Source organism: Mesorhizobium sp. C277A, assembly GCF_040324395.1.
GTDB lineage: Bacteria > Pseudomonadota > Alphaproteobacteria > Rhizobiales > Rhizobiaceae > Mesorhizobium.
The window spans coordinates 5,889,583-5,914,424 of sequence record NZ_JAMYVW010000002.1 but is presented as its reverse complement, the minus strand read 5'-3'; the positions used below and the strand labels follow the sequence as shown (position 1 = coordinate 5,914,424).

20 protein-coding genes are annotated in these 24,842 nt (G+C 64.3%); 11 read left to right on the top strand and 9 right to left on the bottom strand.

What is annotated here, in order from left to right:
* The first annotated feature begins 376 nt into the window (after nt 1-376).
* The 4 genes from NKK52_RS29060 to NKK52_RS29045 all read left to right on the top strand — a co-directional run bounded on the left by NKK52_RS29060 (nt 377) and on the right by NKK52_RS29045 (nt 7,728).
* Nucleotides 377-4,387 carry a peptidoglycan-binding protein gene (locus tag NKK52_RS29060; protein ID WP_023681965.1) on the top strand — a complete coding sequence of 1,337 codons (4,011 nt, stop codon included), beginning with the start codon at nt 377-379 and terminating at the stop codon, nt 4,385-4,387.
* A gap of 193 nt (nt 4,388-4,580) precedes the next feature.
* Nucleotides 4,581-5,504: a sulfite exporter TauE/SafE family protein gene (locus tag NKK52_RS29055; protein ID WP_023669608.1), complete on the top strand. Its 924-nt coding sequence runs from the start codon at nt 4,581-4,583 to the stop codon at nt 5,502-5,504.
* A complete protein-coding gene (locus NKK52_RS29050; RefSeq protein ID WP_023681966.1) occupies nt 5,504-6,295 on the top strand; it encodes a TIGR02186 family protein in 792 nt (263 codons plus the stop codon). The genes NKK52_RS29055 and NKK52_RS29050 overlap by 1 nt, the downstream gene beginning before the upstream one ends.
* A gap of 176 nt (nt 6,296-6,471) precedes the next feature.
* The gene (locus NKK52_RS29045; protein ID WP_023681967.1) at nt 6,472-7,728 is read left to right on the top strand and encodes an Hsp70 family protein; all 1,257 of its coding nucleotides are present in this window, start codon (nt 6,472-6,474) and stop codon (nt 7,726-7,728) included.
* On the opposite strand, the gene NKK52_RS29040 is transcribed toward NKK52_RS29045, so the two are convergent.
* The gene (locus NKK52_RS29040; protein ID WP_023681968.1) at nt 7,721-8,629 is read right to left on the bottom strand and encodes a LysR substrate-binding domain-containing protein; all 909 of its coding nucleotides are present in this window, start codon (nt 8,627-8,629) and stop codon (nt 7,721-7,723) included. The two genes, NKK52_RS29045 and NKK52_RS29040, sit on opposite strands and share 8 nt — an antisense overlap.
* Between NKK52_RS29040 and NKK52_RS29035 the strand changes: the two genes are divergently transcribed.
* From NKK52_RS29035 to NKK52_RS29020, 4 genes are read left to right on the top strand one after another with little or no spacing between them, the layout of a single operon-like run.
* Nucleotides 8,579-8,911: a hypothetical protein gene (locus NKK52_RS29035; protein ID WP_198031477.1), complete on the top strand. Its 333-nt coding sequence runs from the start codon at nt 8,579-8,581 to the stop codon at nt 8,909-8,911. The two genes, NKK52_RS29040 and NKK52_RS29035, sit on opposite strands and share 51 nt — an antisense overlap.
* Nucleotides 8,908-11,838: a molybdopterin oxidoreductase family protein gene (locus tag NKK52_RS29030; protein ID WP_023681969.1), complete on the top strand. Its 2,931-nt coding sequence runs from the start codon at nt 8,908-8,910 to the stop codon at nt 11,836-11,838. Before NKK52_RS29035 ends, NKK52_RS29030 begins: the two co-directional genes overlap by 4 nt.
* Nucleotides 11,835-12,563, top strand: coding sequence for a 4Fe-4S dicluster domain-containing protein (locus tag NKK52_RS29025; protein WP_023681970.1), 729 nt, complete (start codon nt 11,835-11,837; stop codon nt 12,561-12,563). Before NKK52_RS29030 ends, NKK52_RS29025 begins: the two co-directional genes overlap by 4 nt.
* A gap of 3 nt (nt 12,564-12,566) precedes the next feature.
* Complete coding sequence (locus tag NKK52_RS29020) at nt 12,567-13,502, top strand: dimethyl sulfoxide reductase anchor subunit family protein (RefSeq protein ID WP_023681971.1); 936 nt, start codon at nt 12,567-12,569, stop codon at nt 13,500-13,502.
* A gap of 12 nt (nt 13,503-13,514) precedes the next feature.
* On the opposite strand, the gene NKK52_RS29015 is transcribed toward NKK52_RS29020, so the two are convergent.
* A complete protein-coding gene (locus tag NKK52_RS29015) occupies nt 13,515-14,393 on the bottom strand; it encodes a LysR substrate-binding domain-containing protein (RefSeq protein ID WP_023681972.1) in 879 nt (292 codons plus the stop codon).
* A 94-nt stretch (nt 14,394-14,487) separates the two neighbouring features.
* On the opposite strand from NKK52_RS29015, the gene NKK52_RS29010 reads away from it, so the two are divergent.
* Nucleotides 14,488-15,459, top strand: a complete 972-nt coding sequence (locus NKK52_RS29010) for a quinone oxidoreductase family protein (RefSeq protein ID WP_023681973.1) — start codon at nt 14,488-14,490, stop codon at nt 15,457-15,459.
* A 4-nt stretch (nt 15,460-15,463) separates the two neighbouring features.
* Here NKK52_RS29010 and pdeM read toward each other — a convergent pair whose 3' ends face one another.
* Both pdeM and NKK52_RS29000 read right to left on the bottom strand, forming a co-directional pair.
* The gene (pdeM, locus tag NKK52_RS29005; protein ID WP_023681974.1) at nt 15,464-16,180 is read right to left on the bottom strand and encodes a ligase-associated DNA damage response endonuclease PdeM; all 717 of its coding nucleotides are present in this window, start codon (nt 16,178-16,180) and stop codon (nt 15,464-15,466) included.
* A complete protein-coding gene (locus NKK52_RS29000; protein WP_245263045.1) occupies nt 16,177-18,681 on the bottom strand; it encodes a ligase-associated DNA damage response DEXH box helicase in 2,505 nt (834 codons plus the stop codon). The genes pdeM and NKK52_RS29000 overlap by 4 nt, the downstream gene beginning before the upstream one ends.
* Here NKK52_RS29000 and NKK52_RS28995 point away from each other — a divergent pair.
* The gene (locus NKK52_RS28995; protein WP_245260071.1) at nt 18,589-18,783 is read left to right on the top strand and encodes a hypothetical protein; all 195 of its coding nucleotides are present in this window, start codon (nt 18,589-18,591) and stop codon (nt 18,781-18,783) included. The genes NKK52_RS29000 and NKK52_RS28995 overlap by 93 nt on opposite strands.
* A 141-nt stretch (nt 18,784-18,924) precedes the next feature.
* Here the strand turns inward: NKK52_RS28995 and NKK52_RS28990 are convergent, their stop codons facing one another.
* The 3 genes from NKK52_RS28990 to NKK52_RS28980 form a co-directional block, all read right to left on the bottom strand.
* Nucleotides 18,925-19,785, bottom strand: coding sequence for a C40 family peptidase (locus NKK52_RS28990; RefSeq protein WP_023681976.1), 861 nt, complete (start codon nt 19,783-19,785; stop codon nt 18,925-18,927).
* 29 nt (nt 19,786-19,814) lie between these two features.
* Entirely contained in the window at nt 19,815-20,165 is a 351-nt protein-coding gene (locus tag NKK52_RS28985) for a MarR family winged helix-turn-helix transcriptional regulator (protein ID WP_023669596.1), read from the bottom strand.
* A 69-nt stretch (nt 20,166-20,234) separates the two neighbouring features.
* Nucleotides 20,235-21,596, bottom strand: coding sequence for a leucyl aminopeptidase family protein (locus NKK52_RS28980; protein ID WP_023681977.1), 1,362 nt, complete (start codon nt 21,594-21,596; stop codon nt 20,235-20,237).
* 237 nt (nt 21,597-21,833) lie between these two features.
* On the opposite strand from NKK52_RS28980, the gene NKK52_RS28975 reads away from it, so the two are divergent.
* On the top strand, nt 21,834-22,655 hold the full coding sequence (locus NKK52_RS28975; protein WP_023681978.1) for a tetratricopeptide repeat protein: 822 nt from the start codon (nt 21,834-21,836) through the stop codon (nt 22,653-22,655).
* A 113-nt stretch (nt 22,656-22,768) separates the two neighbouring features.
* On the opposite strand, the gene NKK52_RS28970 is transcribed toward NKK52_RS28975, so the two are convergent.
* Nucleotides 22,769-23,785: a type II secretion system F family protein gene (locus NKK52_RS28970; protein ID WP_023681979.1), complete on the bottom strand. Its 1,017-nt coding sequence runs from the start codon at nt 23,783-23,785 to the stop codon at nt 22,769-22,771.
* A gap of 39 nt (nt 23,786-23,824) precedes the next feature.
* Nucleotides 23,825-24,838 carry a type II secretion system F family protein gene (locus tag NKK52_RS28965; RefSeq protein WP_023681980.1) on the bottom strand — a complete coding sequence of 338 codons (1,014 nt, stop codon included), beginning with the start codon at nt 24,836-24,838 and terminating at the stop codon, nt 23,825-23,827.
* Between the last annotated feature and the right edge of the window lie 4 nt (nt 24,839-24,842).

Here is a 24,842-nt window from a genome sequence, read left to right as displayed (position 1 = left end):
AAAAGGCACGAACGGCGCCCCTCTTACGTTTACGTCAATTCTATAACGATAGCCGTCGCATGACGCAAGGGCGTTCTGGGATTGCGAAACCTTATGCCGCACCCCCGGCGCCGGGTCCGAACGGGCACCGCCTGTATTTCAGCAATGCCGTAACTTCTTAAGCTTGGTTAACACCTTGTTTACCACGATGGGTGAAATGTGCGGATGTCGGTCACCCGTGTTTATCCTGTAGCGAATTTTTCACGGTTTTTCGGAGAGCGGGCCTGGCCCGGGAAGCTCGTCTTCCGCCGCAGCAGTGCCGCGCGGCCGCCTTCGTTCCCGACAAGGACTTGGGAAACTGGCAGCAAGCCGGCCATTCTGAAAAACGGACGCATCGATGAACAGCAAGCGGTCCTATCTCGATACACTCAACGCCGGCAGGCCGCGCAGGCCGAACACCACGCTTGACGAATTGAACCGCTCGCTGGAAACGCTGGAGCAGCGGCTGGAGCGCAAGCGCGAGGACGCCGCCGAGCGCTTCGATCCGCGCCGGCCCGCTCCGGAGCCGCGCTACGCAAGTGCCCAGCCCTACGCCCCGCCGCCGCGCTGGTACGAGGACCCGCAGCCCGCGCCGCGGCCGAAAAGCCCTGTGACGGCCGCCTTCGACCAGAACTATCAGGCGATCGCGCGCGACATCGACCGCGTGCGCGGCCAGGAAGACAGCGTCGCCGTGGTCGGCAAGATCGCCGGCGAATTGCGTGGCCTGCGCGAGGAACTGCGCCATCAGATGACGGCCGGCCTGCAGCGCGAATTCGCCGCGTTGCGCAAGGACATCGAACGGGCCTTCCAGGCGAGCAACCAATCGGGTGGTCAGGCAGGCGGCTTGCCCGGCAAGGGCAGCGCCGAACTCGGCGTCGAATTCGAGCGGCTGTCCGGCGCCATCCAGACGCTGGCCGAGAAGAGCGACGACCGAAGCGTCAACATGCTGCGGCTCGAGCTCGAGCAGGTAAAGACGGCGCTCGACACATTGGCGCGCGAGGAAAGCGTGCTGAAGGTCGACCGCCGCTGGGACGATTTCGACCGCCGCTGGAGCGCGTTCGAGGACCGTGTCGACGCCGACCAGCGCAACCGCGCCGACGGCCCCGGATTTTCGGCCCTGACCGACCGGCTCGAACAGATCAGCAATGCGGTCCACAATCTGCCGGAATCGCTGTCGCTGCGCTCGATGGAAGAAAAGGTGCGCACGCTTGCCGGCGCCGTCGATCATTTCGTCAGCCAGCAGAGCAACCGCGGCGGCGACACGCTTGGCCTGATCGACGAACGGCTCGATGAGATTTCGCGCGCCATCGTCGCCTCCACCGTCGCCGCACAGGCCAATTCCTTCGACCCCGAACCGTTCGAGCGCATCGAGAAGCGGATCGCCTCGCTGGCGCAGCAGATCGAGGAAGTCGTGCAGGTTCGTCCGAGCGGCGAGGTTCTCGACCGTCTCAGCACGCTGTCGAACAGGGTCGACGAGCTTGCCGGCCGCGCCAATCTGCCGGAACAGGCGATGGAGCGCCTCGGCAAGCAGATCGCGATGATCGCCGACAAGATCGACCGCGCCCCGGCGATGCCCGACGCCGACTATATCTTCCAGGGTCTGGAACAGCGCTTCGACGTACTGTCGGGCATGATGGAACGCCGGCAGGGCGACGCCATCGAACAGGGCAACATGCTGTTTCGCGATCTCGAGCGGCGGCTGGACGAGGTTGCCGACCGGCTGGACCAGCGCCAGCCGCAGGCTGACAGCGCCGGCATCATGGACGCCATCGACGCACGCTTCACCGCGCTCGCCCAACGCATGGAGACGCGCATTCCCGATCCTGCCAACGAGGCGGCGATCCGTGGCCTGGAAAGCCGGCTCGAAGACATTTCAAGCAGGCTGGAATCGTCGGCCGCGCAGGTCGCCGGCATCGATCCGGCACTGATCCGCAGCCTCGAGGCGCAGGTCTCCGGCCTATCGGCGCATCTGTCGAAGCCCGGCACGCCGCTGCCGGAATTCGAGGACATCAGCCCGCGCCTCAACGAAATCGAGAAGTCGCTGGCCGGAACCCGCGAATCCATCATGGGCGCGGCACGGGAAGCGGCCGAGAGCGCCGTGCGCTCGCTAGCAGATTCCAACGCCAACACCGCGGCCGTTACCGGCCTTGCTCAGGATCTGAAGACGCTGGAAGCGCTGACGCGCCGTTCGGACGAGCGCAATTCACGGACATTCGAGGCTATCCACGACACGTTGCTCAAGATCGTCGATCGTCTGGGCTCGCTGGAGACCAGCGAACCGGCCGAGGCGGTGAGCGAGCTTCTGGATGCCCAGGCCGAGCCGGCGCGGCGGGCCCGCGCTGCACGCGCCTCCAAGATTTCGGTGCAGGACGCGCCATCGATGGATATCGACCAGCCGCTGCCGCTGACCGGAGACATGGCCGATCTCGACGGCCGCGCCGCCGCCATCATGCGCAGCGAGCCGGATATGCGCGCCGACCCGGGTACGCGTAGCGACCTGGGTACGCGTAGCGACCCGGTCATGGGCAGCGAACCCGTGCGGCGCTCGCCAGCCGAGGCTGCCGCGGCCGCTGCCCAGGCAGCGCTCGGTTCCGACAGGATTGCCGAGAAAGGCGAAGCCACGGCCAAGACGTCGCTGTTCGGTGGATTGGCGCGCGCCTTCAGGGGCAAGAAGCCGGCTGACATGCCGCCGCTTGCCGGCTCGGGGCCTAATGTCGACATGCCGAGCGTCGATCTCGACGAGCCGCTCGATCCGAAGCTCGCCAACCGGCCGTTGGAGCCGGGCTCCGGCGCGCCCGACCTCAACGCCATCATGAAGCGCGTGCGCGACGAGCGCGGCCCGCCGGTGCGCCAAAACCCCGGCGATGCGTCGAAATCCGACTTCATTGCCGCGGCCAGGCGCGCGGCGCAGGCCGCGGCCGCCGAGGCCGACGCGCTGAAACGCCAGTCCACCATGAAGGGCCCGGTCAAGGCGCTTCGTATCGGCGACCTGCTCAAGGCGCGGCGCAAGCCGATCCTGATGGGAGCGGTCGCGATCATGCTGGCGCTTGCCGGCCTCCAGTTGGGCAAGGCCTTCTTCGCCGACCCGGTCGAGGTCGCAAGCAACGATACAGCGCCGATCGTCGCCTCGCAGCCGGTCGAGACTGCCTCGGTCAACGCTGCCAGCCAACCCAAGGCAGAACAGCAGGTGGCCGTTCAGGACGTGCCGGCCCGGATCGTCAGGCAGGCGGAGCCCACGGAACCGGCAGCTGGCAATGATGCGCCAATGAATGCGGCCTCGGTCGCTGGGCCCGAAGTGCCGGCGGTGGAGCCCGCGCCAGCGCCGATGGCTTTGGCCGATCCGGCCCCCACGCCAAATGCAATGCTGCCGACCACCGCCACTGCGGAACCGGCGGCTGCCGACGCGCAGCCTGCGGCCGCCGTCATGGCGCCCTCGGCCTCGGATACGACGGCCTCGGATACTACCGGCGCCGTTCCGCCGGCTGATGCCGCGGTAGCACCTGTCGTGGCCAAGATAGACGTTCCGGCCGATGCCGGCCCGCAAGCCTTGCGCGACGCGGCTGCCGGCGGTGACGCCAAGGCGCTGTTCGAGCTCGGTTCGCGCTATGCTGAATCGCGCGGCGTCAAGGAAGACATGGCGGCAGCGGCCAAATGGTACGAAAAGTCGGCCGAGCTCGGCTTCGCACCGGCGGAATACCGCATCGGCAATTTCTACGAGAAGGGCATCGGCGTCACGCGCGACGTCAAGAAGGCAAAGACCTTCTACCAGCTCGCCGCCGCGCAGGGTAATGCCAGCGCCATGCACAATCTGGCCGTTCTGTTTGCCATGGCCGCCGACGGCGTGACCGACAATGAATCGGCCGCGCACTGGTTTCAGGCGGCGGCCGATGTCGGCGTCAAGGACAGCCAGTTCAATCTCGGCATCCTGGCGGCAAAGGGCGTCGGCATGAAGCAGAGCTTGGAGGAATCCTACAAATGGTTCGCGCTCGTCGCCAAGACCGGCGACAAGGATGCGGCTGCAAAGCGCGACGAAGTCGCCACTGCGCTGCGCCCCGAACAGCTGGAGCGGGCGCGCGCCGCCACGGAACTGTGGAAGCCGAAGCCGCTCGACCCGGCGTCCAACTCGGCCGACATTCCTGAATCCTGGCAGGAAGGCACGCCGCAGACCACCGCCAGCGTCGACATGAAGAAGGCGGTCAAGAACATCCAGCTCATCCTCAACAAGAACGGCTACGATGCCGGCGGCGCCGATGGCGTGATGGGCGGCAAGACCAAGACCGCAATCATGGCTTTCCAGACCGACAACAAGATGCAGGCGACCGGCGAAATCGACGAAAAGCTGGTGAAGGCGCTGCTGGCGCACAAATAACGGCAGATGCGTCGCTAACGCGACGCCCTTGCCATACATTTGCCTGTTAACTGCTTGAGATGTTTTTTGTTTCGGTAGGGCGGCGGGGTTTGATCCCACTGCCCCGGCGGTGCAAGAAAGAATTGGCTTTTCGGTGCGACAATGCCCTGGAATGGCTGCAATCGCCGACAGGCAAACTGATCGAGACTGACGGGTGGGCATCTATCTCCCGATCGCGGAAATTTCCGTCAACGTCTTCGTGCTGCTGGCAATGGGCGCGGCGGTGGGTTTCCTGTCGGGCATGTTCGGGGTCGGTGGCGGCTTTCTGATCACGCCGCTCTTGATCTTCTACAACATCCCGCCGGCAATCGCCGTTGCCACTGGCGCCAACCAGGTTATCGCCTCCTCCTTCTCCGGCGCGCTGTCGCACATGAAGCGCGGCACGCTCGACTTCAAGCTCGGCGGGGTGCTGCTGGCCGGCGGCATCGTCGGCTCGACCGGTGGTATCTTTGTCTTTGCCTTCCTGCGCCGGCTCGGCCAACTCGATTTGTTCATTTCGCTGCTCTACGTCGTGCTGCTCGGCACCGTCGGCGGGCTGATGCTGGTCGAGAGCGTCAATGCGCTGCGCGCCACGCGCAGCGGTGCGGCGCCGGTCTTGAAGAAATCCGGCCAGCACAACTGGATCCACCGGCTGCCGCTGAAGATGCGCTTCAGGGCCTCGAAGCTGTTCGTCAGCGTCATTCCGGTGCTGGGGCTCGGCGCCGGCATCGGCTTCCTGTCGTCGATCATGGGTGTCGGCGGCGGCTTCATCATGGTGCCGGCGCTGATCTATCTCTTGAAGGTGCCGACCAACGTCGTCATCGGCACCTCGCTGTTCCAGATCATTTTCACCTCGGCCTACACCACGCTTGTCCACGCCACCACCAACCAGACGGTCGACGTCATGCTTGCCTTCCTGCTGATGGCGGGCGGCGTTGCCGGCGCGCAATATGGCGCCAAGGCAGGACAGAAGCTGCGCGGCGAACAGCTCAGGGCACTGCTGGCGCTGCTGGTGCTGGCGGTTGCCATCCGGCTTGCCATCGATCTCTTCGTCACGCCGCCAAACCTCTATTCGCTGACCGCCGCGGGCCTGAACTGATGCTGCGGTGGGGGATTTTTTCGGCCGCCGCTTTGCTTATCGCCGTCGCTCTGCCGGCCGCAGCGCAATCGCCGAACCCCTTGCCGGAAGGCATCCAGATCGGTCTCTCCACCGACGCGGTGTCGATCACCGCCGGCTTTTCCGGCGCCGACCTGACCATTTTCGGTTCGCTGGAAAACCCCGACCCGCTGGTCGCGCGGCAGGGGCGCTATGACGTCATCGTCGTGCTCGAAGGGCCGCCGCGGCCGGTTGTGGTGCGCCGCAAGGACCGGGTGCTCGGCGTCTGGGTCAACCTGGAATCCGAGACCTTCGAGAACGTGCCGGTCTCCTACTCCGTCGCCACGACGCGGCCGCTGCAGGACATCACCGAACCCAACAGCTACAAGCAGCTGTCGCTCGGCGCCTCCAACCTTTACATGCAGCCGGCCGAGGTAACCGACAGTCCGGCGACGATCGAGGAATTCACCGTGGCGCTGCGCGAGCGCAAGGCGGCGACCGGCCTCTATAGCGAGAATGTCGGCGGCGTGCAGTTCTTGTCGCAGAACCTGTTTCGCGCCACGGTGCGGCTGGCGCCCAACGTCCCGGTTGGAACCCATAAAGCCCGCGCGTTCCTGTTCAAGAGCGGTCTGTTCCTCAAGGAAAGCTCGGCCCAGCTCGAAATCCGCAAATCGGGCTTCGAACAGTCGATCTTCCGCGTCGCGCATGATTACTCGTTTCTCTACGGCGTCTTCTCCGTGTCGCTGGCCATGATCACCGGCTGGCTGGGCAGGCTGATTTTCCGCAGGGATTGACGCGCAGGACCCATTTCCGGGGAAAAGGGGTTCCCCTTTTCTCAGTCTTGCGATAGACCGCCGCCTCCCAACCCTCGGGTAACACGCACAATCATTCGGCAGAGCGGTCAGGCCTCTGGACGGCGCGCGTCTTGCGGACGCCTGCCACAGCGACGACCCAATGACAGGAGGCTGCAATGCACCAGGCATTTGGCGGCATCGATTTCGGCACGTCCAATTCTACGGTGGGCGTGATCCGCAACGGCCAGGCACGGCTGGTGGCGCTGGAAGGTGAACAGCCGACATTGCCAAGCGCGGTTTTCTTCAACTTCGAGGACGGTCACACCTATTTCGGCCGCCGCGCCATTGCCGACTACACCGATGCCATCGAAGGCCGGCTGATGCGGTCGCTGAAGAGCGTGCTCGGCAGTTCGCTGGCGCATGAGAAGACGCGGATCAAGGCCCGGCAGATCGGTTTCATCGACATTGTCGGCATGTTCGTCGGCCATTTGAAGAAGCGGCTTGAGGAAGATGCCGGCGCTCCGGTGGAGAACGTTGTGCTCGGCCGGCCGGTGCAATTTGTCGACGACGATGTGGAAGCCGATGCCAAGGCGCAAAGCGAGCTTGAAAAAGCGGCGCGCGCGCAAGGCTTCAAGCACATCGCCTTCCAGTTCGAACCGATTGCGGCAGCACTCGACTATGAGCAGGACGTGAAGCGCGAGGAACTGGCGTTGATCGTCGACATGGGCGGCGGCACGTCCGACTTCTCGATCGTGCGCGTTTCGCCGCAACGCGCCCGCTCACGCGACCGCAAGGACGACATCCTCGCCAACCGAGGCATTCATATTGGCGGCACCGATTTCGACCGGCTGCTCAGCATCGCCCATGTCATGCCCAAGCTCGGCTATCTCTCGCCCACAAAAGACGGCAAGCGCAACCTGCCGGCGAGCTATTTCATTGATCTCGCGACGTGGCAGCGCATCAACCTCGTCTATACTGCCAAGGCGATGACGCATCTGAGGCAAATCCGCTTCGAGGCCGTCCGCGCCGACCTTGTCGACCGCTTCATCCATATTGTCGAGCACCGTTACGGCCATGCGCTGGCCGGCCTGGTCGAACGAGCCAAGATCGCGCTGACGGATCAGGCTTCGGCCGATGTAACGGTGGCGCTGCCTGGCGCGCATTTCGCCGCCGAGATCTCGCGGACCGGCCTGGAAGAGACCATCGCCGCCGACATCGAGCGGGTGTCCGCTACGGTGCGGCAGACGATTGCCGATGCCGGCATAACGGCCTCTGCGATCACCGCCGTATTCCTCACCGGCGGTTCGACCGCGATCCCGCTGGCACGGCGTGAAATCCTGTCGCTGGTGCCGCAAGCCGCCGTTATCGAGGGCGACATGTTCGGTTCGGTCGGCCTTGGCCTGGCGCTGGATGCGCAGCGGAAGTTTAGCTAGAGTTCACGATTCGGTTCCCGCCCTCAGCGCCGAGATGCGCCTTGAGCGCCATCTGGGCGAGGCTTGCCTGGCGGTCACGATGGGTGATCATGGCGAAGTCGCGCTTCGGCAGTTCGAGCGGCACCGACCGGAGACTGCCCTCGGCGACGGCGCGTCCGACGACGAGGTCCGAGATGATGGTGGCGCCGGCGCCGGCCTCGATCGCCTGGCGAACCGCCTCGTTGCTCGGCAGCACCAGAAATATCTGCAGGTCGCCAAGCGATATCCCCTCGCGGCGGGCCAGGTCCTCCAGCACCTCGCGCGTGCCGGAACCACCCTCACGGATGATCCAGCGCAGCCCTCTGATATCCGGGCGGCCCGGCGCGATCTCGGCGATTTCGGGATGCGAGGCGGCGACGACCAGCATCAACCTGTCGACGTCGACCTTGGTGCGGCGGAGGATGTCTGACTCGGTGCGCCCCTCGACCAGACCGAGATCGGCGGTGCCGTCGAGCACATTGGCCTCGACCTGCCTGGTGTTGCCGATGCTGACGCTTAAGCGCACCGCCGGGTAGGCCTCGTGGAAAGAGGCCAGCCTGCGCGGCAGCCAGTAGCTGGCGATGGTCAGGCTGGCGGCGATGGACAGACTGCCGGCGACCGTCTGCGAGACATGCTCCAGCACATTTCGGGCGGCGGCGGCGCGTTCCAGCACCGCCTTGGCCTCGGGCAGGAAACGGTGGCCGGTCTGAGCCAGCTCGATGTTGCGGCCGACACGGTTGAACAGATGAACGCCATGCTGCTCTTCGAGCGCGCGGATGGCGGCCGACGCCGCCGACTGGGAGATGCCCAAAAGCTCCGCCGCCTTGGTCATATGGCCGCGTTCGGCAACGGCAACGAAAATGCGCAACTGGTCCAGCGTCATGTGTGCATTAAGAACCAATTCCGATCGAATTTACAAGAACAACTGATTAGACGGATCGATAGCTTTATTCTACTTTTTCTGCCGAAGTTAGAAAAAATTCGCCAACAAATCGCAGCCAACAAAATGATCGGGCGGTTCAGATCCCTGTTTGCGCATTGGACCCGTGGCCTCAGGCGGCGGCTGGCCGGCGACCGCTATCATCCTGAAGAACACTATATGCGTGGCCCCGGACCGAAGACGCGGGCCAAATTCGCAGGTAGCAAAAGCACGCCGGCATCATGAACCCAGCTGCGCCGCGCGGGGCCAATTCCGCACCGTCGCAACGGCCGCTTCCCAATACACGCGCGCCTGATGAAGGCGACGGTGTCGACACCTCGCCAACCGTTTCCGACAGCATCGCCAAGACCACCTGCTATATGTGCGCCTGCCGCTGCGGCATCGACGTCCACATCAAGGACGGCAAGGTGCGCTACATCAACGGCAACAAGGACCATCCGGTCAACCGCGGCGTAATCTGCGGCAAGGGCAGCTCCGGCATCATGCAGCATTACAGCCCGGCGCGGCTGAAGAAGCCGCTGTTGCGCAGCGGCCTGCGGGGCTCGGGTGAATTCCGCGAGATCGAGTGGGAGGAAGCGTTTTCGATTGCGACCGAGCGGCTATCGAATATCCGCCGAACCGATCCGAAAAAGCTCGCCTTCTTCACCGGGCGCGACCAGTCGCAGTCGCTGACCGGCTGGTGGGCGAGCCAGTTCGGCACGCCGAACTTCGCCGCCCATGGCGGCTTCTGCTCGGTCAACATGGCGGCCGGCGGGCTCTACACGATCGGCGGCTCGTTCTGGGAGTTCGGCGAGCCGGACTGGGACAATACGAAATACTTCATGCTGTTCGGCGTCGCCGAGGACCATGATTCCAACCCGATCAAGATCGGCTTGGGTAAACTCAAGGCGCGCGGCGCCAAGGTGGTGTCGATCAACCCGTGCCGCACGGGCTACAACGCGATTGCCGACGACTGGATCGGGATCCGGCCCGGCACCGACGGCCTCTTCGTCTTCGCCCTCATCCACGAACTGCTCAAGGCGGGCCGCGTCGATCTCGATTATCTGCTCCGCTACACCAACGCCCATGTGCTGGTCATCCAGGAGCCGGGTGCGGCGGACGACGGGCTGTTCCTGCGCGACAGCGACAACAATCTTCTCGCGTGGGACAGAGTGGCGAAGACAACCGTCAACGCAGCCGATGCGGATGCGAAGCCGGCGCTGACCGGCAGCTTCACGTTCGCCGGCCGCCGCTGCGTGCCGGTGTTCCAGCTTATCGCCGACCGCTACATGGACGACAGCTACGCACCCCATGCGGTCGCGGCACGATGCGGCATTCCGGCCGACACCATCCGGCGGATCGCTGCCGAACTCGCCCACGTCGCCTTCGAACAGACGATCGAACTGCCGGTTGCGTGGACCGACTGGGCCGGACGGCGGCACGAGACGATCAAGGGACGGCCGGTGTCGATGCATGCCATGCGCGGCATCTCGGCCCACTCCAACGGCTTTCACTCCTGCCGCGCCATCCACCTGCTGCAGGTGCTGCTCGGCACGGTGGACGTGCCCGGCGGCTTCCGTTTCAAGCCGCCCTACCCGCGCTCGGCGCCGCCGGGACCGAAGCCGGCCGGCAAGGTGGTCAAGGCGATGACGCCGCTGGACGGCATGCCGCTCGGCTTCGTCTGCGGGCCGGACGATCTCCTGGTCGACGAGGCCGGCACGCCTTTGCGCATCGACAAGGCTTATTCCTGGGATGCGCCGCTCGCCGCGCATGGGCTGATGCATACGGTCATCCGAAATGCGTGGGCCGGTGACCCGTACCCGATCGACACGCTGATGATGTACATGTCGAACATGGCTTGGAATTCCTCGATGAACACCGTCGAGACCATTGCCATGCTCACCGACCATGACGAAGCGGGTAACTACAAGATCCCCTTCATCATCTATTCCGACGCCTATTATTCCGAGACGGTGCCGTTCGCCGATCTGGTGCTGCCCGACACCACCTATCTCGAACGTCACGACTGCATCAGCCTGCTCGACCGGCCGATCAGCCATGCCGACGGGCCGGGCGACGCGATCCGCCATCCGGTGGTCGAACCGGACCGAGATGTCAGGCCGTTCCAATCGGTGCTGATCGAACTTGGCGCTCGGCTTGGCCTGCCCGGCTTCGTCGAGGACGATGGCTCGGCCAGATATGCCGACTATGCCGACTACATCGTCAATCACGAACGCACGCCGGGCATCGGCCCGCTGGCCGGCTGGCGCGGCAAGGACGGCACTTCCGTCGGCAAGGGCGAAGTCAATCCCGACCAGTTGCAGCGCTACATCGGCAATGGCGGCTTCTGGCACCAGGATTTTGCTGAGGACCAGCGCTATTACAAGATGGCCAACCGCTCCTATCTCGACTTTGCAGAGCAGATGGGGTTCATCCCCAAGGCCGAGCCAATCGTGTTCCAGCTCTATTGCGAACCGATGCAGCGCTTTCGCCTCGCCGCGCGCGGTCATGGTCGCGTCCAGCCGCCCGAGAGCGAACGCCAGCGCATCGAGACCTATATGGATCCGCTGCCGTTCTGGTTTACCCCGTTCGAAGAGGCCGCGGTCGATCCGCAGAAATACCCGCTGCATGCGCTGACGCAGCGGCCTATGCACATGTATCATTCCTGGGGCTCGCAGAATGCGTGGCTGCGGCAAATCACCAGCCAGAACCGCCTGTTCGTGCACCACCAGACCGCGGCAGTTCTCGACCTGGCCGACGACGACTGGGTGTGGATCGAAAGCATCAACGGCCGGGTGAAGGGACAGATCAAGCTGGTCGACGGGGTCAATGCGGATACGGTCTGGACATGGAACGCCATCGGCAAAAGGCGCGGCGCCTGGGGGCTGAAGGACAACGCCGCCGAGAGCAATCGCGGCTTCCTGCTCAACCACATCATCGGCGACCAGACCTCGGCCGATGCGAACGGTAAACGCTATTCGAATTCCGATCTGGTGACCGGCCAGGCGGCGTGGTTCGACCTCAGGGTACGCATTGTCAAATGCTCTGATGAGGAAGCCGGCTTCACCGAACCGCAATTCGAGCGTTTCAGCCAGCCGCCAAATGTCGAGCCTTCGCCCGACATCCTTCGCTTCGGCGCCGAGTTCCGCGTCCATAGGGAAGCCGTGGAATGACCTGCCTTCCCGCCCATACAGACAAGAAGCTTGGCCTAGTCATCGACCTCGACACCTGCGTCGGCTGCCAGGCCTGCGTCACCGCCTGCAAGGAGTGGAACACCGGCGGCCACATGGCGCCACTGACCGACATCGACCCCTATGGCGGCCGTGTCGACGGCGTCTGGTTCAACCGCGTGCACAGCTACGAGCACACGACCGAGGCGGGCGGGCGCACGGTCAACTTTCCGCGCTCCTGCCTGCATTGCGAGACGCCTGCCTGCGTCACTGTCTGCCCGACCGGCGCGTCCTACAAGCGGGCGTCGGACGGCATCGTGCTGATCGACGAAAGCAAATGCATCGGCTGCAAACTGTGCAGTTGGGCCTGCCCCTATGGCGCGCGCGAATTCGATACCGACGTCGGCGTGATGAAGAAATGCACGCTGTGCGTCGACCGTATCTACAACGACAATCTGGCCGAGGAAGACCGCGTGCCGGCCTGCGTTGCCGCCTGCCCGACCAGCGCCCGGCATTTCGGCGACCTCGGCGATCCCACCTCGGCGGTATCGCAACTGGTGGCGGAGCGTGGCGGCGTCGACCTGATGCCGGAGATGGGTTACAAGCCGACCAACAAATATCTGCCGCCGCGCGCCCAGCGCGCCGCATCGGTGCCGGCGCCAAGGCTCGAGCCAGTCACGGTCGAAGGCGGTTTTCTTGGCTGGATCGACCGCATGCTTTCGAACTGACCAATGCATCCAGCCTTTTCCGTCGTTTTCTTCACCACTGCTACAGGAGCGGGCTACGGACTGCTGGCGCTGCTCGGCGTGCTTGGCGGACTGGGTTTTATCCCGGCCCATTTCTGGCTCGGCCTTATCGGCATGGGGCTGTCGCTCGGGCTGATCGCCGCCGGCCTATTGTCCTCGACCGGCCATCTCGGCCGCCCCGAACGTGCATGGCGCGCCTTCTCGCAATGGCGCAGTTCCTGGCTGTCGCGCGAAGGCGTGGCCTCGGTCGCGACCTTCATTCCCGCCGGGCTGTTCGGCATCGGCTGGGTGTTTTTTGGCCGCACCGGAGGCTGGATGGCCATCGCCGGGTTTCTCGCAACTATCGGCGCAATCGTCACCGTCTGCACCACCGGCATGATCTATGCCTCGCTGAAGCCGATCGCGCAGTGGCATAGCCCGTATACGCTGCCGGGCTATCTCATCTTTTCGGCGATGACCGGCAGCGTGCTGTTGAACGCGCTGCTGCAGGCTTTCGCCATCAGCCCGACCGCCGTTGCGGTAGCCGCCCTGCTGCTGACCTTGCTCGGCTGGGGCTGGAAGCTGGCGACGTGGCGATACAATGACGCGCTGGAGATTGCGAGCACCGCCAACACGGCAACGGGGCTCGCCGGGGGTACAGTGCGCTCACTGGAATGGCCGCACACCGAAGAGAACTACCTGCTCAAGGAAATGGGCTTTCGCATCGCGCGCAAGCACGGCGCCAGGCTGCGTCGTATCACGCAGGTGCTGGCTTTCGCCTTGCCTGCCCTGCTGCTTGCTGTTCTGTTCGCTTTGCCCTGGCCGTTCGCAGCGGCGCTGTCGGTGCTTGCGGCAATCGTCCAGTTTGCCGGCATGCTGGTCGAGCGCTGGCTGTTCTTCGCCGAGGCGAAGCACACCGTCACCCTCTATTACGGCCGGTAGAGCGTCCCGCCGTCAGGCGGCTCGCGCTTCTGGCGCGACGGGCAAATCCTTAAGGAGGATTTCGATCGCGGCATCGACAACAGCTGTCCTGCGGTCGTGCGCGTAAAGGCCGTATTGGACCGTGAGCGGCTCGGGCAGACCGGCTGACGTCTTCAGCACCCGCATCGAAGCGGTGCGCACCGATTCGGGCGGAAGCAGTCCAACGCCCAGTCCGTTCTCGATCGCCGCCTGAAGGCCGGTGACGCTCTGGCAGGACAAGGCGATCCTGTGCTGCCGGCCGGCGGCAACCAGCGCCTCTATCATACGCCTGCGCCAAGGGCAGGTTGCGCCAAAGGCGACGAGATCGAGCGGCCGGTCATGATCCAGCACATAGTCCTGGGCACAGACCCACTGCAGTTCGACATTCCATGTCCTCAGGGCATCGGCTGTTACGACGGATGTCGGGGCAATCATGACATCCAGCGCGTCCTCGCTCCATAGCCGTCCGAGCGAGACGCTGTGCTCGACCATCGCGCCAAGGCTGATGTCGGGATAGGTGCGATGCAGCCGCCCGAGCGCGGCCGAAAGCGCTGCCGTCGTGACCTCCTCGGCGAGACCGATTCGCACGCCGCCGCCTATGCCGGTCTGCTGCAGACGCGCCACCGCTTCATCGCCGAGAGCCAGGATGCGGGTGGCGTATCCCAGAAAGAGCTCTCCCTCCGCAGTCGGTACGACACCGCGGCCGGTGCGCTGGAACAAGTGCCGTTGGAGCAGGCCCTCCAGCCGGCGCATCTGCATGCTCAGCGCCGATTGGGTCTTACCGGTCTGCGCGGCGACCCTGCTCAGGCTACCCTGCCGGCAGACCGCGACATAGGTGCGGAGAAGGTCGAGGCCGATCTGTTCAGATATCATTTTGTTTGAACTCTGATGTCACCGGTATCAGTCTACAATGATATCCCGCCACGCGCTATCTCACACTCAAGGGAACAGCGCAGGGGAGAAAACCATGAAAGCGATCCGTGTTCACCGCCATGGCGGGCCAGATGTGCTCGCCTACGAAGATGTCGACATCGGCCAGCCCGGACCGGGCGAGGTGCGCGTGCGCAACCGGGCGGTCGGTCTCAATTTCGTCGACATCTATTTTCGCACCGGCGAATACGCGCCGCCCGCTCTGCCATTCATTCTCGGCAATGAAGGCGCCGGCGAAATCGTCGCCGTCGGTGAAGGCGTCAGCGGCTTCGCGCCTGGCGACCGAGTGGCCTATGTCGAGACCCTCGGCGCCTATGCCGAAGAACGCATCGTGCCGGCGCATTTCGTCGTGCATCTGCCCGACTCCATCGATTTCGAGACGGGCGCGGCCATGATGCTGAAGGGGCTGACGGCGCAATATCTGCTGCGTCGCACGTTTCGCGTCGAGGCGGGCCATACCATCCTGGTGCATGCCGCGGCGGGCGGCGTCGGACTCATCCTGACGCAATGGGCAAAGCATCTCGGCGCGACCGTCATCGGCACGGTCGGTTCACCCGAAAAGGCCGAACTTGCGCGCGCCAATGGCTGCGACCATGTCATCGAATACTGCAAAGAGAATTTCGCCGCACGGGTGAAAGAGGTCACCAACGGCGAAGGCTGCCACGTCGTCTATGACGGCGTCGGCAACGCGACCTTCCCGGCCTCGCTCGACTGCCTGCGGCCGTTCGGCACCTTCGTCAGCTACGGCACAGCGTCGGGGTCGATCCCGCCCTTCGACATCATGCTTTTGATGCAAAAGGGTTCGCTGTTCGCCACCTGGCAGTTGCTGTTCCATCATCTCGCCAGGCGTGAGGACGTTGTCGCCATGAGCGAGGATCTGTTCAGCGTCGTCCTCAGCGACGCAGTGAAAATCCCGGTGCACACAAGCATGCCGCTTGCCGAAGTGGCGGAGGCGCATCGCCGGCTCGAAGCACGGCAGACGACAGGCGCAACCGTGCTTATACCGTAGAAACTTAGCCCGGCCGCAGCATCGAACCGGAAATGGCGAAGATGCGCGCGGCGCCCATCATATAGGCTATCAACGTCTCGCGGCGGAACAGCCCGGCATAGGCGCGGTCGAGCACGTTGAGCGAACCGGTATAGGCGCCGAAGGCCGGCATGATCATGCGGCCGCCATCGCCGGCAAAGCAGCGCCGCCGAACCGAGCGGCCCTGCTGGACGATGCGGGCGCAAGGGTGAAGATGGCCGGCAACTTCGCCCTCGGTTCTTACCTTCGACGGCTCGTGGCGGAACAGCAGCGAGCCGATGGCGAGTTCGCGCACCGTCTCGCCGGGCAAATCCGCCGGCGCTTCCGGGTCATGGTTGCCGGCGACCCAGAACCAGTCGCGGCCGGCCATCAGCGCTTCCAGCAGCTCGCGAAAACTCGCATGCATGCGCTCGGCACCGCCGCCGTCGTGGAAGGAGTCGCCCAGGCTGATGACGATGGCCGGCTGGTAGTCGGCGATCACCGCTTGCAGCCGCAGCAGAGTGGCGCCGGTGTCATAGGGCGGGATCAGCGCGCCGCGCCTGGCGAAGGACGAGCCTTTTTCCAGATGCAGGTCAGAGACCGCGAGCAGCCTCAGATCGGGGAAATAGAGCACGCCGCGCGAATCACAGACCGCGCGCTCGCCCGCGATGCCGACAAAGTCGGCCTCGGCGATCAGCGATGCCCGCGCCAGCGAAAAATTCATTCCTCAACCATCCCAGGACCCATGGCTTCCTCGACCAAAGTCGCGGCATCCATCAGCAGCGTTTCGTCGGCCTCGCCATTCACCGGCATCTTGCCGATTTCGAGCATGATCGGCACGGCCAGCGGCGATATCTGTTCGAGTGCCTTATGCACGATTCGACCCTGGATACGCGAGAGCATGTCGGCAAGTCTGCTGACATCGAGCAGACCGGTCGCCGCGTCGGCGCGCGTCGCCTGCAGCAGGATGTGGTCGGGCTCATGGCTGCGCAGCACGTCATAGATCAGATCGGTCGAGACGGTGACCTGACGGCCGCTTTTCTCCTGGCCGGGGTGGCGCTTCTCGATCAGGCCTGAAATCAGCGCGCAGTTGCGGAAGGTGCGCTTGAGCAGCCAGCTGTCGGCCAGCCAAGCCTCGAGGTCGTCGCCCAGCATGTCCTGGTCGAACAGAGCGCCAAGCGAAGGTTTCCGCGATTTGAACATCGCGCCCATATCGCCCAGCGACCAGATGGCCAATGCGTAGTCGGTGGCGACGAAGCCAAGCGGCCTGGCGCCGGCCCTGTCCAGCCGGCGGGTGAGCAGCATGCCGAGCGTCTGGTGCGCCAGCCTGCCCTCGAAAGGATAAGCGACGAGATAGTGACGGTTGCCGCGCGGAAAGGTCTCGATCAAGAGGTCGTCGCGTTTGGGCAATACCGATTTGTCGGCCTGGAACCGCAGCCAGTCCGATACCTGCTCGGGCAGCTTCTTCCAGCGCTGCGGGTCGTCCAGCATGGCGCGCACCTGCTCGGCGAGGTAAGTCGAAAGCGGAAATTTGCCGCCGCCATAATAAGGAACCTTGGCGTCGCTTCCCGGCGCATTCGAGACGAAGCATTCGTTCTCGCGGATGCCTTCGAAGCGCAGCACTTTGCCGGCAAACATGAAGGTGTCGCCATGCGTCAGCGTTTCGAGGAAGGCCTCCTCGATCTTGCCCAGAGCCCGGCCGCCGTGCGAAGCCGAGCCTTTGCTGCCGGCCTTGACGTAACGCACATTGAGCGCCGGCACCTCGATGATGGTGCCGACGTTCAGCCGATATTGCTGCGCGACGCGGGGATTGGAGACCCGCCACATGCCGTCCTTGTTGAGGCGGATGCGGGCGTAGCGCTCGTAGTTCTTCAGTGCGTAGCCGCCGGTGGCGACGAAATCGATGACGCGGTCGAATGTCGGCCGGTCGAGGCTGGCATAGGGCGCTGCTGTCAGCACTTCCTCGTAGAGATCGTCGGCGCGAAACGGCGCTCCGCAGGCGCAGCCCAGCACATGCTGGGCCAGCACATCGAGCCCGCCATTGACCAGCGGCGGCGTATCCTGGGCGCCCAGATAGTTGGCGTCCAGCGCTGCCCGGCACTCCAGCACCTCGAAACGATTGGCCGGGATGAGGATCGCCTTCGACGGCTCGTCCATGCGGTGGTTGGCACGGCCGATGCGCTGCGCCAGCCGGCTGGCGCCCTTGGGCGCCCCGACATGCACGACCAGATCGACGTCGCCCCAATCGATGCCGAGATCGAGCGTCGAGGTGGCAACGATGGCACGTAAGGCATTGTCTCCCATCGCCTTCTCGACGCGGCGGCGCTGGGTGACATCGAGCGAGCCGTGATGCAGCGCGATCGGCAAGGTATCCTCGTTGACCCGCCACAATTCCTGAAACAGCAGCTCGGCCTGGCTGCGGGTGTTGACGAACAGCAGGGTGGTCTTGTGGCGCTTGATCTCGCGGTAGATTTCCGGCGTCGCATAGCGCGCCGAATGGCCGGCCCATGGCACGCGCTCTTCCGAATCGAGGATCGAGATTTCGGGCTTCGCGCCGCCGGTTACGACGATGAGCTCAGACATATCGGGACTTGCCAGGCCTTTGGGCGGATTCTGGCTCACCAGCCAGCGCCGCAACTCGTCGGGCTCGGCCACCGTTGCCGACAGACCGATCGTCTGCAGGCCGGGCACGATGCTGCGCAGCCGCGCCAGCCCGAGCGCCAGCAGATGGCCGCGTTTCGATGTCACCAGCGAATGCAACTCGTCGAGCACGACATAGCGCAGATCCTCGAAGAAGCGCCCGGCATCGCCGGCCGCAATCAGCAGCGCCAATTGCTCGGGCGTGGTGAGCAGGATATCGGGCGGCGCCAGCTTCTGGCGCTGCCGCTTGTGGGAAGGCGTGTCGCCGGTGCGCGTCTCGATGGTGACGGGCAGGCCGATCTCCTCCACCGGCTTGCCGAGGTTGCGCTCGATGTCGACGGCCAGCGCCTTCAGCGGCGAGATGTAGAGCGTATGGATGCCGCGCCGTGCCATACCGGCTTTGCGTCTGGGGCGGTTGGCCAGTTCGGTCAACGATGGCAAGAAGCCGGCCAGTGTCTTGCCGGCGCCGGTCGGTGCGATCAAGAGCACCGATTGCCCGGCTTGAGCCTTCGCCAGCAGCTCGATCTGGTGAGCGCGCGGCGACCAGCCTTTTTCGCCAAACCATCTGATGAATGGCTCGGGCAGAAGGACGGCGGCATTTTGTTTGGCAAGGCGCGGCTGCTCGGTCACGCGAAAGAGGTAGCGCGACGGCGCGCGATCGCCAAGGAAAATCGGAACAAAAGGTGATCGGGTGAGTTGCCCTCACCCCGTACGGGGAGAGGATGCCGGCAGGCACGTGAGGGACAGCGCGAGCTTTCAATCGCTGGCGCCGCCCCTCATCCGCCCTTCGGGCACCTTCTCCCCGTGAACGGGGCGAAGGAAGAGGCGCTAAGGCCGCCGAAACCCAGTCGGCCCGCCATAGAGATACCCAATCCGATCAACCGCATCCTTCAGCCCTTCGCGCGAGACCAGCATGGTGTGGCCGTTGGCGTGGATCATGGTCTCGGCGTCGGTCATAACGGCGACATGCCCCTTCCAGAACACGAGGTCACCGCGTTTTAGCCCGGCATAATCGGATCCCGGATCGAGCGGCTCGCCCAGGCCTGCCGCCTGCATGTCGGAATCTCGAAGCACATTGCGGCCGGCCATGCGCATGGCCAGTTGCACGAGGCCAGAACAGTCGATGCCGAAGCCGGAGGTGCCGCCCCAGAGATAGGGCGTGCCGATAAACATCTCGGCGACCGAGACATAGTCGGCGGCGATATCGCTGACCGGGCGCACATGGCCGGCGATCAGCGCCTCGCCGGAAGGCAACAGCGCATAGTGCGTGCCGCGCGTTTCGGCAGCGCCCCTCACCGTCACCGTCGAGCCCATCGACAATTGCCCGCTGATCGGAAAGCGCAGATCCGGGCCTGGATAGAGAAAAGTGCGCGGCGCCGTGACGATGTGGGTTGGCGCATGCTCGCGTGCGCCCAGCATGGTGGCGCCGACGTAGCCGACATAGCCGTCGCGTTCGGCCTGGACCCAGGCCCAGCCTTCGGCTTCCTCGAAGACAAGCACATCGTCGCCGAACAGTACCTGCGTGTTGACGCCGGCATCCGGGCGCGGTGCCTTGCGCACGTCAGCCACGGAGGCCGTGATCCGAGCCCGACGGCCGGTGACGAAGCGATCGGCCGAAACCTCCCCTTTCAGCCTTGCATCGGCGAGGTCGGAACGGAAGGCGTGGAGGCGGGCATCCCTGGCAGTCAAATCGGTACTCGTTCTAATTCATGGATTGATCAGATGGGCAGTTCATGAGCCCTGGCAACGATACCATCCCCGAAGCGCTCGACAAAGAGCGCGCCTTCGACCGTGCGCCGGATCAGCACATTGCGCTTGTCGAGCTCGTCGCGATGGCGTGACACCAGTTTCAGCGCACCCATAGTGTCGAGGGCGCGGGTGATGACCGGCTTGGTGACATTGAGGCGGGCTGCCAGGCCGCGCACCGTGTGCGGCGGCGGGTCGAGATAGATCGTGAACAGGATCGCCGTCTGGCGCATGGTGAGATCTGGCGCGCCGGCGCGCACCTGCGACAGCATCACCTGCTGCCATAGTCGCATCGCCTGGCTCGGACGCATCGAAATCGACATCGCGCGAGCATGACGGCAAATTGTTTCGGTTCCGTTTCAGTTTAGAGGCAGTGTGCTTTGCTCACGACCCTAGGCATAGCGCCTCGAAATGACCCGCTCCAGTGCACGGATGCCTTGCGCCTCGCCGCCGGCGGGTCCATAGGGGCGATCGGACGGGTTCCAGGCGAAGATGTCGAAATGCGCCCAGCCCGTTGTCCGTTCGACAAAGCGCTTGAGGAACAGCGCCGCGGTGACCGAGCCGGCGAAACCGTCCGTGGTGACGTTGTTGATGTCGGCGATCTTCGACGCCAGCCTGGCGTCATAGGGCCGCCACAACGGCATGCGCCACAACGGATCCTCGACGGCCACCGAGGCCGCAGCCAGTTCGGACGCCAGCGCTTCGTCGCCAGTGTAGAAAGGCGGCAGATCGGGACCGAGCGCGACACGCGCTGCCCCGGTCAGCGTCGCCATGTCGATCAGCAGTTCCGGCTCCTCGTCATCGGCCAGCGCCAGCGCATCGGCCAGCACCAGCCGCCCTTCGGCGTCGGTGTTGCCGATCTCGACGGTAATGCCCTTGCGGCTGGTCAGTACATCTCCAGGCCGGAAAGCGTTGCCGGCAATCGAATTCTCGACCGCTGGGATCAGGACGCGCAGCCGGATCTTCAGCCCGGCAGCCATGATCATCGAGGCCAGGCCCAGCACATTGGCGGCGCCGCCCATATCCTTCTTCATCAAGAGCATGCCCGACGACGGTTTGATGTCGAGGCCGCCAGTGTCGAAACAGACACCCTTGCCGACCAGCGTCACCTTCGGCGCGCCTTCCGGTCCCCAAACCATGTCGATCAGTCGCGGCGCTCCGACCGAGGCCCGGCCGACCGCATGGATCATCGGGAAATTCTGCTTCAGGAGATCATCCCCCTTGATCACCGACACCTCGGCCTTGTGAGTGGCCGCCAGGATCCGCACGGCCTTCTCCAACTCGTCCGGTCCCATGTCGCTGGTCGGCGTGTTGACGAGGTCGCGCGCCAGGAAGACGCCGTCGGCGATGCGCCGGACGCGTCCTGCATCTACGCCGAGCGGCAGCGCAAAACGCAGCGTCTTGCCTGATTTCTTTCCGTAGCGAGTGAAGACGTAACCGCCGAGCACCAAGGCTATGGCCGCGAGTTCCGGCTCGGCTTGAGCGGCGGCAAAATGCCAGTCGCCTTCCGGCAAGGCTCTCGCCAGCATGCCGACGGCCAGCGCGCCCTCGCCATCACCGACGCCGAACAAGGCGCCGGCAAGGGACCCGTTGTCGCCGGGGACGGCGAGCGTCCTACCGGCTTCGCCGGAAAAGCCGTTGGCGGCCGCCCATGCGGTCATGGAAGGCGAAAGCCCCAAGGCCTCCAGTCCATCGCTCGCGACCAGATGGACCGGCAGGGCAGTGTTTAGTGTCTCGATGAGTTCGACGGGCATTCGATGGTCTCCGGGAGGCTTGCAGGTCGTCCTCAGTCAAGTGACAGGGACGTCGGATGATTTCAACATCTATGCACAGGGGCCGGCATGGGACTGCCAGGCCAAAGGCTTCCGGCGGGCCGTTCACCGATCCGACGGCTCGCTTTTTAACTGTCCGTTAGGGTTAACAGAATATTTCTGCGGGGATGAAGATGGCCACGTGAATGGCCACGCGCAGGAATGGAGAGCCCCGTGCCGATGCCCACCAACCGCAGGATGAACGTCACGGGCAAACGGTTGGTCACCACGGCACTGCTGATGGCGCTGGCGGCCGGTGTTGCCGGGTGCGGAACCAGCAAGCTCACGACCGGCTCGATCGGGCGCACCAGCGGCAAACCGCTGGAAACCATGTCGGCCAGCGAGTTGCACGGGGCAACCGGGCGGCTCGGCGAATCCTACGCAAAGAACCCCAACGACAAGCGGCTGGCGACAAATTTTGCGGCGGCGCTCCAGATGGACGGCGATGCCGACCAGTCGCTTGCCGTGATGCGCAAGCTGGCGATCGCCTACCCCAAGGATCGCGACGTGCTTGCCGCCTACGGCAAGGCGCTGGCCGCCAACGGCCAGTTCGAGCCGGCGCTCGACGCCGTGCGCCGGGCGCAGACGCCGGAATATCCGGACTGGCGGCTGATGTCGGCCGAGGCCGCCATTCTCGACCAGCTTGGCCAGAAGGATGAAGCGCGCCAGAACTACCGCAAGGCGCTGGACCTCAAGCCGAACGAACCCTCGATCCTTTCCAATCTCGGCATGTCCTATGTGCTGGAAGGCGATCTGCGCACCGCCGAGACCTATATGCGCTCGGCAGCCCAGCAACCGAATGCCGACAGCCGGGTGCGCCAGAACCTTGCGCTGGTCGTGGGACTGCAGGGCCGCTTCGACGAGGCCGAGAAGATCGCCTCGCAGGAGCTTTCGCCGGAACAGGCGCAAGCCAATGTAGCCTATCTTCGCCAGATGCTTGCCCAGCAGAACGCCTGGAGCCAGCTCAAGGATCAGGACAAGGCAAAGGCGGCGACCAACTGAGCGCCGCATGGGCGCCGGCTCCGCACAGCGCAAAATCCGTCCACGCATCAACGCTGAAAGCCAAGAGCCGCACTGCATTGGCAGTGCGGCTCTTTGTATGGCTGCAACGAGGCCTACTGGCTTGAGGAATTGTGCTGGTCGCCGAAGATGCCGCGCTGGCTGACCTGAATGCCGGCTGGGCCCAGAATGATGGCGAACAAAACCGGCAGGAAGAACAGGATCATCGGCACGGTAAGCTTCGGCGGCAGGGCGGCGGCCTTCTTCTCGGCTGCATTCATGCGCATGTCGCGGCTTTCCGCGGCCAGCACGCGCAATGCGTGCGCCACGGGTGTGCCGTAGCGTTCCGCCTGGACCAGTGCCTGGGACACTGACTTCACCGATTCCAGGCCGGTACGAGCCGACAGGTTTTCATAAGCCTGCTTGCGTTCCTGCAGATAAGAGAGTTCGGCATTGGTCAGCACGAATTCCTCCGCCAGCGCCACCGATTGCGAACCGATCTCCTCGGAGACCTTGCGCAAGGCAGCCTCGACCGACATGCCCGACTCGACGCAGATCAGCATCAGGTCGAGCGCATCCGGCCACGCCGCCTGGATCGACTGCTTGCGCTTGGCGGCACGATTGTTGACGTAAAGGATCGGCGCGTAGAAGCCGGCGTAGGCGACGAGAATGCAGACGAACAGTTTCGCGAAGGCCGGCCGGTCAGGCAGTCCGCCGAGCACGAACAGATAGATCGCTGCCAGCGCGAAACCCACAAACGGCAGGATCAGGCGGAAAAACAGGAAGCGCGTCAGCGGGTTTTGGCCACGAAAGCCCGCCACCTTGAGCTTCTGCAACGTGCCTTCATCGGCCAACGCACGCCGCAGGTCGAGCCTGTCGACGATGTTGCGCATGCCGATCGACTGCTCTTCGCGCAGCCCCTTGCGGCGGCGATCGGCTTCGTTGGCAAGCCGCGAGCGCTGCTTGGCGCGCAATTCGTCACGCTCCAGCGCCACCGATTTCATGCGCGCCTTGAGCTGATTGCCGCCAAGCGCCGGCAGCAACGTGAAGACGGTCGCGAACACCGCAACGCCGACCAGCAATGCGATCAGGAAGGCAGGATCGGTCAGCGATTTTATGACTTGGTCGGTCATCCGTTTTCAGTCTTTTCGTTCGAGCTTTCCAAGGTGGGCCTAAACTTCAAAGTTCATCATCTTGCGCATCACCAGAATGCCGATCGACATCCACACGCCGGAACAGCCAAGGATCAGATTGCCGGTGCTGGTGGTGAACAGCGGCATGATGTAGTTCGGGCTCGACAGATAGACGAGAAGGGCGACGACAATAGGCAGCGCGCCGATGATGACGGCCGACGCCTTCGCTTCCATGGACAGCGCCTGGACCTTGGCCTTCATTTTCTTGCGATCGCGAAGCACGCGCGAAAGGTTGCCTAGCGCCTCGGAGAGATTACCGCCGGCCTGTGACTGGATCTGGATAACGATTCCGAAGAAACTTGCCTCGCTGCACGGCATGGTCTCAGCCATGCGCAAGGTGGCGTCGGGGATGGACATGCCAACCTGCTGCGAATCGACGATCCGGCGGAACTCGGTCTTGACCGGCTCCGGCGATTCATTGGCGATCAGGCGAATGGCGTCATTGAGCGGCAGGCCGGATTTGACGGCGCGCACGATGATGTCGAGGGAGTTGGGAAATTCGTTGAGGAACGCCTTTACCCGGCGCGCGCGGCGAAACGAGACGAACCAGCGCGGCAGGCCGAGCGCGCCGGCCAGAAGCGTACCCGGCAGGACAAGTAGCGGCGCGCCGGCGAGATAGGCGAGCACCGTCAGCGCGATGCCGCAAATGACGGAGTAGATATAGAAACGCTCGATCGAGACCTGCATGCCGGCCTGACGAATCTGGGCCTTCAACGGCGGCTTCTTGACGGCGAGTTCCTTGGTTTTCTGCTTTTCGTCGAGCTGTTTCAGCGTGTCCTGGACAGATTTACGCCGCTTGACCGCCTCCGCGACACGGTCGCGCGAAGCCTTCACGACCGAACGATCGGTCTCGGCGGCCTTGATCGTCTCGAGCCGCTTGCCGGCCTGCTTGTCGTTGCTCATCTTGGTGAACAGGAAGGCATAGGCGACCGCACCGGCGCTGAAGCCGGCGAGCACGATGAACGCCAGTACGGTGGTATCAATTCCGAACATTACC

What these genes read in the sequence shown, in the direction of transcription:
- NKK52_RS29060 (WP_023681965.1), top strand. Translation starts at nt 377, where the DNA reads ATGAACAGCAAGCGGTCCTATCTCGATACACTCAACGCCGGCAGGCCG.
- NKK52_RS29050 (WP_023681966.1), top strand. Translation starts at nt 5,504, where the DNA reads ATGCTGCGGTGGGGGATTTTTTCGGCCGCCGCTTTGCTTATCGCCGTC.
- NKK52_RS29045 (WP_023681967.1), top strand. Translation starts at nt 6,472, where the DNA reads ATGCACCAGGCATTTGGCGGCATCGATTTCGGCACGTCCAATTCTACG.
- NKK52_RS29035 (WP_198031477.1), top strand. Translation starts at nt 8,579, where the DNA reads ATGGCCGCGTTCGGCAACGGCAACGAAAATGCGCAACTGGTCCAGCGT.
- NKK52_RS29040 (WP_023681968.1), bottom strand. Translation starts at nt 8,629, where the DNA reads ATGACGCTGGACCAGTTGCGCATTTTCGTTGCCGTTGCCGAACGCGGC.
- NKK52_RS29030 (WP_023681969.1), top strand. Translation starts at nt 8,908, where the DNA reads ATGAACCCAGCTGCGCCGCGCGGGGCCAATTCCGCACCGTCGCAACGG.
- NKK52_RS29025 (WP_023681970.1), top strand. Translation starts at nt 11,835, where the DNA reads ATGACCTGCCTTCCCGCCCATACAGACAAGAAGCTTGGCCTAGTCATC.
- NKK52_RS29020 (WP_023681971.1), top strand. Translation starts at nt 12,567, where the DNA reads ATGCATCCAGCCTTTTCCGTCGTTTTCTTCACCACTGCTACAGGAGCG.
- NKK52_RS29015 (WP_023681972.1), bottom strand. Translation starts at nt 14,393, where the DNA reads ATGATATCTGAACAGATCGGCCTCGACCTTCTCCGCACCTATGTCGCG.
- NKK52_RS29010 (WP_023681973.1), top strand. Translation starts at nt 14,488, where the DNA reads ATGAAAGCGATCCGTGTTCACCGCCATGGCGGGCCAGATGTGCTCGCC.
- pdeM (WP_023681974.1), bottom strand. Translation starts at nt 16,180, where the DNA reads ATGAATTTTTCGCTGGCGCGGGCATCGCTGATCGCCGAGGCCGACTTT.
- NKK52_RS28985 (WP_023669596.1), bottom strand. Translation starts at nt 20,165, where the DNA reads ATGTCGATTTCGATGCGTCCGAGCCAGGCGATGCGACTATGGCAGCAG.
- NKK52_RS28980 (WP_023681977.1), bottom strand. Translation starts at nt 21,596, where the DNA reads ATGCCCGTCGAACTCATCGAGACACTAAACACTGCCCTGCCGGTCCAT.
- NKK52_RS28975 (WP_023681978.1), top strand. Translation starts at nt 21,834, where the DNA reads ATGCCCACCAACCGCAGGATGAACGTCACGGGCAAACGGTTGGTCACC.
- NKK52_RS28970 (WP_023681979.1), bottom strand. Translation starts at nt 23,785, where the DNA reads ATGACCGACCAAGTCATAAAATCGCTGACCGATCCTGCCTTCCTGATC.
- NKK52_RS28965 (WP_023681980.1), bottom strand. Translation starts at nt 24,838, where the DNA reads ATGTTCGGAATTGATACCACCGTACTGGCGTTCATCGTGCTCGCCGGC.